We start from the raw sequence: 240 nt of genomic DNA, 5'->3' as shown, positions 1-240 counted from the left end.
AGCCGGTGAAGCTTTCATTTAATGCCTTTTTCAGCTGTTCTTCGTTGCCCGCTGCAATGGCACTGAGTTCACGCTGCTCTTCATCATAGGGATTATGGCGAAAGCTGGCTTCATGCGCGTTAAACAGGTGCTGAGCCGCACTTTTTTGCTGGGTTTGCCGCAATTCTTGAAAATAGCGGGTTTGACTGATCAGATCGCTGGCATGCAGATCAGTCGCTGAAATCAGATTCTGAATCAGGC

The 240-nt window shown here is 48.8% G+C and carries 1 protein-coding gene; it reads right to left on the bottom strand.

Translation table 11 applies throughout. The annotated features are described in order from the left end of the window. Positions 1 to 240, bottom strand: a 240-nt coding sequence (locus tag LI126_RS15095) for a hypothetical protein (protein ID WP_227165729.1), incomplete at both ends; no start/stop codon positions are given.

It is taken from the genome of Mediterraneibacter sp. 210702-DFI.5.30, assembly GCF_020560115.1.
GTDB lineage: Bacteria > Bacillota > Clostridia > Lachnospirales > Lachnospiraceae > Mediterraneibacter > Mediterraneibacter faecis.
The sequence above is the reverse complement of the archived record's forward strand: the minus strand, read 5'-3'. Positions and strand labels throughout refer to the sequence as shown.